The 8,162-nt window shown below is 66.6% G+C and carries 3 protein-coding genes and 2 pseudogenes; 2 read left to right on the top strand and 3 right to left on the bottom strand.

The window, feature by feature from the left end; all coding sequences use genetic code 11:
• The first annotated feature begins 1 nt into the window (after nt 1).
• On the top strand, nt 2-1,240 hold the full coding sequence (locus Q0379_RS16905; protein ID WP_299014090.1) for an SGNH/GDSL hydrolase family protein: 1,239 nt from the start codon (nt 2-4) through the stop codon (nt 1,238-1,240).
• Nucleotides 1,241-1,247: 7 nt separating this feature from the next.
• Here the strand turns inward: Q0379_RS16905 and Q0379_RS16910 are convergent, their stop codons facing one another.
• On the bottom strand, nt 1,248-2,576 hold the full coding sequence (locus Q0379_RS16910) for an oligogalacturonate lyase family protein (protein WP_299014093.1): 1,329 nt from the start codon (nt 2,574-2,576) through the stop codon (nt 1,248-1,250).
• Nucleotides 2,573-4,537: a rhamnogalacturonan lyase gene (locus tag Q0379_RS16915; protein ID WP_299014096.1), complete on the bottom strand. Its 1,965-nt coding sequence runs from the start codon at nt 4,535-4,537 to the stop codon at nt 2,573-2,575. The genes Q0379_RS16910 and Q0379_RS16915 overlap by 4 nt, the downstream gene beginning before the upstream one ends.
• 449 nt (nt 4,538-4,986) lie before the next feature.
• Here Q0379_RS16915 and Q0379_RS16920 point away from each other — a divergent pair.
• Nucleotides 4,987-7,524, top strand: a pseudogene (locus Q0379_RS16920) (TonB-dependent receptor); the annotation flags it as partial.
• Between the two features lie 495 nt (nt 7,525-8,019).
• Here the strand turns inward: Q0379_RS16920 and Q0379_RS24260 are convergent.
• Nucleotides 8,020-8,118 (bottom strand): annotated as a pseudogene (locus Q0379_RS24260) (hypothetical protein); the annotation flags it as partial.
• Between the last annotated feature and the right edge of the window lie 44 nt (nt 8,119-8,162).

Genomic DNA, 8,162 nt, shown 5'->3' on the forward strand with positions numbered 1-8,162 from the left:
CATGAAGCGCTCACCCGCCGTTGTGACCTTGGCGGCCATCGTGGCCGTCCTGACCGCCGGGCCTGGCCTCGCGGCGCCCAAGCCCAGGCCCGCCGTGGCGGTCGCGCCGCTCTCCACCTGGTCGTCGGCGTGGTTCAGCGCGCCCCTGGCTCCGGCGGCGGTGGCCCGGCCGAACGAGGTGCGAGCCTTCACGGACGCCACTGTCCGCCAGTTCGTAAGGCTCAACCTCGGCGGCGACGCCGTCCGCCTGCGGCTGACCAACGAACTGAGCGAGCGGAGCCTGAAGGTCGGCGCGATGACCGTCGCGCTGGCGGACGCCGACGGCAAGCTCAAGGGGACGCCCATTCCCGTCACCTTCGGCGGAAAGTCCGAGGCTTCGATCCCGCCCGGCGCGCCCTTGCTGAGCGATCCGATCGCGCTGCCCGTCAAGGCCATGGACCACCTGTCCGTCTCGACCTTCTACGTCGAGCCGACCGCGCCGGCCGGACACCGCATGCGCCTGTTCGTCTCGCCGCCGGGCAATCATACGGGCAAGACCGAGGTCCCCGGCGAGCAGGCTCTCCGCGGCCCTGGCCTGATCTCCGGCGTCGAGGTGCGGGGCGCCAGCCAAAGGCCGGTGATCGTGGCCATCGGCGACTCGATCACCGAAGGCGCGCGATCCACACCCGACGCCAACATGGGCTGGCCCGAGCAGCTGGCGGCGCGGCTCGCGGCGCGCGGCGTCGATCTCGCCGTGGTCAATGCCGGGATCAGCGGCGGTCGGGTGTTGCGCGAGGGGGCCGGTCCCAGCGCGCTGACCCGCTTCGATCGCGATGTGCTTTCCATTACGGGTCTATCCAGCGTGGTCTTGCTGGAGGGCATCAACGACATCGGACGCCCCGCCCAGCCGGGCTACGCCAGCGAGGCCGTCACCGCCGACGATCTGATCGCCGGCTATCGCCAGCTGATCGCGCGGGCCCACGCGCGCGGCGTGAAAATCCACGCTGGCACGCTGCTTCCGTTCGAGGGGGCGATGTATTTCCACGCCGCCGGCGAGGCGACACGCCAGGCGGTCAATGCCTGGATCCGGACCAGCGGCGAGTTCGACGGCGTCATCGACTTCGAGGCGGCCATGAAGGATCCCGCCAAGCCCTCGCGGATGCTGGAAGGCCTGCACAGCGGCGACTTCCTGCACCCAGGCGACGCCGGCTATGCGCGCATGGCCGAGGTCGCGGACAAGGCCCTGTTTGGAGGGCGCTAAAGCCGGCTCAGGGCCGCGCCTTGGCGATCTCTACCGCATAGACCTGGTTGGCGCCGTGCATGTTGGAGCGGAACACCAACCACTTGGCGTCCGGCGTGAAGTTGACGTTCGGCTCCAGCCGATAGTCGTGGCCGCGCATGTCGACGAGGCGCTCGGCGTCCAGCACGCCGGGGCTGATCAGGTGCTCGGCGCCAGGGGCGTGGATGCCGGCGACATCGGGGATGGCGCGGGGCTTCAGCAGCACGATCCATTTGCCGTCCGGCGCGTGGGCGACCATCTCGCTGTCGCCGCCGTCGCCGGCGAACAGCTTGCCGTCGGGCGATGAGTTGAAGTGCACCGACCAGGCATTGCGCTCCAGGTGCAGCCAGGTGCGCTTGCCCGTGGCGATCTCGTAGCCGGCGACCCAGAAGTCCTCGCCGCGCGGGGTTTGCAGGTCGTACCAGACGGTTTTGCCGTCGGCGCTGAACCACTCGTGGCCGGCGATCTCCATATTCATGGTCCGGGTGTGGATCTTGACCGGCGTGTCGCCTGCCTTGTCGGTCCGCACCAGCCACAGCCGGTCGACCTTGTGCCAGGGACCCTCGTGGCAGAACATCAGGAGACCCGGATCGGTCGGCGAGAACTGCAGGTGGTTTAGCCAGTCCGCAGCCTGATGCACGACCTTGCGCTCGCCGGTCACCGTGTTGATCGTGAAGATCTCCATCGGGATGCGGCTGTCTAGGCGCGCGTTCAACTGCACCTCGCGCCCCTCGGCGTAGGATAGCGCCCTGCCGTCGGCGCTCTTCACGTCGTCGGGATTCCTGGGCAGGGCGTCGGCCAGGTTCGGCGGGATCGGGACGTCCGTGCGGACGGCGACGCCGGCCAGTAGCGTCTCGTCGGCGTTCAAGGTCTGGAAGCCGCCGCGATCCACCTTGGCGACCTCGCGGGTGGCCTTGGTGTAGGGATCGGCGGCCATCACGACCTTGGGCCCCATGGGATCGGCGGTCAGCGCCTTCTCGTAATAGACCGCGCCTGTCTTACGACCGACAAACAGCAGCTTGACCTTGCCCTCGACGATCCTGGTCAGGGCGCGGGTCTTCAGGTCCATCGCCGTGATGCCGGTGGGCGTGGCGAAGACCAGTCGGTCGCCCTTGGGCGTGTAGGCGTTGTAGTTGAAATAGAGGCTTGAGCTCCCAGGCTCGCGCGACAGGCGGACAATGCGATGTCCTGTGACCTTGTCGACCCACTCCAGCGGCGGCTCGGGCGCGCCGGGCTTGGCGGCGGTCTGCAGGTCTTGGGCCTGCGCCAGGCCCGCTAGCAGCAGGGCGGCCGCGCCGCCGATCAGGAACGATTTCATTGCGAGGCCTTGCGGGTCACGATGGCGGGTGGCTTGGGCGCCTTCATGCCCGCGCCGAGATGGAAGCTGGTGTGCGGCGGCTGATTGTAGGCGGTGTTCTGCCAGGCGATCGAGGCGCGGTACTGCGGGTCGTGCATCAGCGTCGCCAAGCGGCGATCGGTGGGGTAGGGCGTCTCGTAGATCCGCAAGGACCGGTTGTCCTCGGCCCGCCAGATCACCTCCTCGCGCCAATCGCCCAGGATGTCCGCCGACAGGGCGGGCGTGGCCTTGGTGCCGTTGTTCGAGGTCATGCCCTCCGCGGTGAGCAGCGGAACCGACTGGCCGGTTTTCCAGTCCCACTTGCTGATCTGGTTCTTGTCCAGCAGTTCACGCAGATCGTCGCCGTCCCACCAGATCGCGAAATTGGTCTGGCGCGGATGCTTCACGCCCTCGATGATCTTGCCTTGCGCGGTGTAGAGCGCCTCCTGGTTCGAGCCCCAGGCCTCATCGCCTGGGAAGCGCGGATCGATGTCGGCGGCCAGGCCCCGGCCGGTGTCCTTGTCCGACGGGGTGCTCCACAACACCTTGCCGGTGCGGGCGTCCAGCATGGCCGCGCCGACGCCGCCGTTGTTGCGCATCTCCTCATGGACGCCGAACTTCTCCAGGCCCGGATGCATCGGGTCGAGGTCCCCGACGTGCATGGCGTCGCCATGGAACAGGCGGGCGCTCCATAGGCCCTTGCCATTGTCGTCGATCGCCATGGAGCCGTAGAGGATCTCATCGCGGCCATCGCCATCCACATCGGCGACGCTGAGCTGGTGGTTGCCTTGGCCGGCATAGGCCTCGTTGCCCGGCGCCGAACTGTCGAACAGCCAGCGCTGGGTCAGCTGGCCGTCGCGATAGTCCCAGGCGGCGATGGTGGAGCGGGCGTAGTAGCCGCGGCCCATGATGATGCTGGGGCGCTGGCCGTCCAGATAGGCCGTGCCGGCCAGGAAGCGATCCGAGCGATTGCCATAGCCGTCGCCCCAGACCTGCGTCATCTGCTCGACCGTCGGCGCATCGGTGCGCGGATCGCGTGGCGGCGAGTAGGGGGCGCTGGCCAGGGCCTTGCCGGTCGCGCCCTCGAAGACGGTCAGGAACTCGGGCCCCTTCAGGATGCGGCCCTGGACCTTGGCGACCTTGGTCCCGTCCTGCTGGACGAAGGCGCCGGTGCGGTCGGCCTGCGGCCGCTCGCCGCCTGTCTCGCGCCAGTCGGCGTTGGGATCGCCCAGCACCTTGCCGGTCCCGTCGATTGTTCCGTCGCTGGTCCGCACGGCGATCTCGGCCTTGCCGTCGCCGTCATAGTCGTAGACCTGGAACTGGGTGTAGTGCGCCCCGGCCCGGATGTTGCGGCCAAGATCGATACGCCACAGACGCCGTCCCTCCAGCGTATAGGCGTCGAGATAGACGTTCCCGGTATAGCCGCCGAAGGCGTTGTCCTTGGAGTTGGTCGGGTCCCACTTCAGGACGATTTCATAGCGGCCGTCGCCGTCCAGGTCGCCGACGCTGGCGTCGTTGGCCGTGTAGGCGTAGGCCTCGCCGGCCGACGTGACGCCGCCCGGCGGCGGCTCGATCGGGATCGAGAGATAGCCTTCTGCCCAGACCTTGGCGGGCGCGCTGGCGGGACCTTCCTGGCCCTTGCTGATCGGCCGCACCGTGTAGATCCCGGCGCCGGGCGTCTTGTCGACGAAGTTCGTGGCGCCGATCAGCGGCTTGGCGTTCAGCTTCCGGCCATCGCGATAGACGTTGAAGGCCGCGCCGCTCGGATCGTCGCCCAGCAACCGCCAGCTGACCAGCACGCCGCCATCGACCGCCGGAACCGCCACGACGCCGCGATCCAGCGCCTCCATCCAGCGCGGCGCGGCTTGCGCGGCGGCGCTGGCCTGCAGCAAGGCCAGGGCGCAGGCGCCGGCGGCGAGTCGGGTTTGGAAAAGCTTGTGCATGGCGGCCTCCCTCAAGCCTACGCGATCCCGCGACCGCCTGGTGGCGGCTTCTGGAGGCCGTGTGCGCGCCTGATCGGGACGTCGCGGTTACACCATGAAACCGTCGTTTTGTCTTCCCATAAATTGCATTGACATCTCAATATATGGCACTTAGGAATTTGTCCTAACAATGAGCCGTTGTGCGTGAAGCGCGTCCCATGGGGCGCGCTCCCGCGCCACAGGCGCCCGGTCGTCCTCAGTCGGGCGACAAGGTCATGTAAGGGAGGGACAACATGAAGTTCTCGACGGCTCGTCGCCGGAAGGCCGCCGCCACCGCGTCTATCCTGGCGCTGAGCGCCGGCATCGCCATCGCCGACCAGGCTGCGGCCCAGACCGCGCCCGCCAGCAACTCCGAGGCGACAGTCGTCGAGGAGATCGTGGTCGGCACCCGCGCCAGCCTTCAGTCCGCGATGAATCGCAAGAAGCGCGCGGGCACCATTTCCGACTCGATCGTCGCCGAGGACATCAGCCAGTTCCCCGACAAGAACGTCGGCGAGGCTCTGGGGCGCATCACCGGCGTACAGCTGGCGCGCGATTTCGGCGAAGGCAGCGCGGTGTCGATCCGCGGCGTCGAGCCCGACCTGAACCGGGTCGAGATCAATGGCATGAGCACGTTGTCCACGGCCGGCAACCTGCAGGTCTACGGCGGCGGCGGTCGCTCCAACGATTTCCGCGAGCTGGCCTCGGAGCTGGTCGCGTCCATCGACGTGTTCAAGGGCTTCACCGCCGACATGACCGAAGGCGGCGTCGGCGGCACGGTGTCGGTCAAGACCCGCAAGCCTCTGGACTTCAAGAAGCCGACCCTGTCGCTGACGGCCTCGGCCCAGAACCTCGACACCGCCAGCAAGTGGCGGCCGCGCGGCAACCTGTTCGCCGCGACCCGCCTGCTGGACGGTCGCCTGGGCCTCATGGCGAACGTCACTTACGACAAGGTCGACACGCGGGGCGACTATGTCCGCAACACGTCGTGGGGGCGGTTCGCCGACTTCGACAACTCGGCCAACAAGACGGTCGACTACTACAGCACCGCCTACAACGCGCAGATCAACGCCTTGGCTAAGGGCGTGACCACGGCGGCCGGCTGCAGCACGCTGACCACCCCCGACGCCACCCAGATTTCGACCACCAACCTGCGCACCGCTTGCCTTTCGCAATGGTACGACTACGCCCCGCGCACCGCGCGTTATGGCGTTTGGACTCGGAACGATGAGCGCATCTCCGCCGAGTTCACCGCTCAGTACCGCTTTACCGACAAGATCGACGCCTGGGTCAGCTACAATCGCAACGAGCGCAAAAACCGTCTGAACGACATCAACTACGGCACCGACTTCACGTCGACCACGCGTCTGCGTAACGCCGCCTCGGCCACAGCCTGCTCGAGCACCGACACGACGGCGTCGTCGGTCAAGGTCGACGCCAACCACAACGTCACGTCCTACACGCTGGGCAACTGCCTGACCACGTCGGCCGCCGGCGGCTATGGCGGGTTCGGCATCAGCGCCCGCGACTTCTCGAACGACACCACTAGCAACTACTACAACTTCGGGGCCAACTACCGCGGCGACCGCCTGCAGGTGGAGTTCCAGGGCTCGAAGGCCGACACCAGCAACGTCGCTCAGACCAACAATGTCAGCGTCACCTTCGACACGCCCGGGATGGTGGTGACGCTGGACCCGACGACAGGCAATCCGTCGTTCGCCTTCGCGAGCGGCTACAGCCCGTCCGACGCCTCGGCGATCCGCCAGTGGCAGATTCAATACCGTCCATCCAACGCGGCTTCCAAGGAAGAGCAGTACAAGCTCGACTTCGACTACGACACGCGCCTGCCGTTCATCCCGAAGATCGAGTTCGGCGGTCGTGCGACCGACTTCTCGACGAAGGGCTATGGCTACGGCGGCTTCATCCTGAACGCCGGCTCGAATCCGTACTCGACCACCGACGACACCGTCATCTACTCCAATGCCGTCAATTCGACGGCCACGATCCTGTCGTCCCAGGCGCTGGATCAGACCAGCCCGGTCAACGCTTCGGCGGCTTCGACGACGGGTTACTGGTCGACGACCGAGACCTGGTCGCGCGCCTTCTCGAATTCGGTCTTCGCTCAGGCGATGACGGGCCTGCCCAGCGACTTCTATTTCGGGGGCGGCTCGATCCCGTCGACTTGGAACTATCCCAACTTCAGTTCGGTGGCGCAGTACCTCGATACTTCGCACTTCAACCTGAACAATCTCGAGCAGACCACGGGTAGCGATGGCAAGAGCTATGGCCAGTTCCCGTACTACATCGCCGAGAAGACCGATGCGCAGTACCTGAAGTTCAACTACGAGTTCCCGTTGGGCGCCTACGACGTCGAAGGCAACTTCGGTTGGCGCCGGGTCCACACCGAGACTTCCGGCAGCGGCGTCTCCACGCGTCAACAGACCTATGCGGCCACCAACGGCGGCTCTTCGACGACCTACACAATCGGCAACTCGCTCGCGAGCATGAAGAAGAGCTACACGGTGTGGCTGCCCAGCTTCAACGCGGGCCTGTGGGTCATCCCGAACCGACTCGCTGCTCGCGCGGGCTTCGCCCAGCTGATGGCCCGACCGCGGATGGACTTCCTGATGCCCACGGTGCTCTGCACCACCGACAACTCGCCCGATGCGAACGGCGAGTTCGACGAACCGAGCTGCAACGCCGGCAATCCGGAGCTGAAGCCCTATCGCGCCAACCAGTACGACCTGTCGTTCGAATACTATCCGAACCAGGACACCCAGGTCTCGGTCGGCCTGTTCAAGAAGGATATCGAGTCTTTCTACGTCTCCAGCCGCACCTTGATCGGCAAGCGCGACGTATACGGCGACGGCGTGCTGTACAACTACAATACCTACATCAACGGCGACGGCGCCAAGATCTCGGGCGTGGAGATCACGGCCAAGACCGCCTTCACCTTCCTGCCGGGCTTGCTGTCGGGCTTCGGCGTCGACGCGAACTATACCTACCAGAAGGCCAAGAACGTCCGCGACGCCGACCCGGAACTCGCCGAGAAGGTCAAGCAGGGCAAGATCACCGTCACCCAGGCCGAGAAAGAGATCAAGAAGATCAAGGCCCCGGAACGTCCCAAGCCGGTCGACAAGGTCGAGGCGATGCTCGAGTTGGTCCACGACACCGACTACGAGCCGCACCACGAATCCTCCCCGACCGATCACGTCCTTCAGGAACTGGCGCTCTACGGCTACCGTCCCTTCGAGGACGAACCCGACCCGCGGCCGCTCCCCGAGGGCAATGTCGTGGCCGGCAGCATCGCCGACATCTTCGACGCCCTCGTGGTGGCGCTCTCGGACACCCGCCTCGAACCCGACCTCGAAGAACTGCTCTGGGGCACGGTCAACCTCTTCCATCGCGCCACCGACCGGATCGTAGGCGACATCCACGCCTCTCTCCGCCGTAAGCTCGCGGATCCGCTCCTTCAGCTCCGGCGCATCGCTATCCAAAACGTGATCGGCGCCGTGCTCACGGGCGACCGCAAGCTTGGCGTCGCCCCTTGCCGTCGCGATCACCGTCGCCCCCAGAGCCTTGCCGCACTCGACAGCGGTCAATCCCA

Origin of the sequence: uncultured Caulobacter sp. (assembly GCF_937900395.1) — a bacterium.
Lineage (GTDB): Bacteria > Pseudomonadota > Alphaproteobacteria > Caulobacterales > Caulobacteraceae > Caulobacter.

Coding starts and splice junctions, on each gene's coding strand:
- Q0379_RS16905 (WP_299014090.1), top strand. CDS start 2: ATGAAGCGCTCACCCGCCGTTGTGACCTTGGCGGCCATCGTGGCCGTC.
- Q0379_RS16910 (WP_299014093.1), bottom strand. CDS start 2,576: ATGAAATCGTTCCTGATCGGCGGCGCGGCCGCCCTGCTGCTAGCGGGC.
- Q0379_RS16915 (WP_299014096.1), bottom strand. CDS start 4,537: ATGCACAAGCTTTTCCAAACCCGACTCGCCGCCGGCGCCTGCGCCCTG.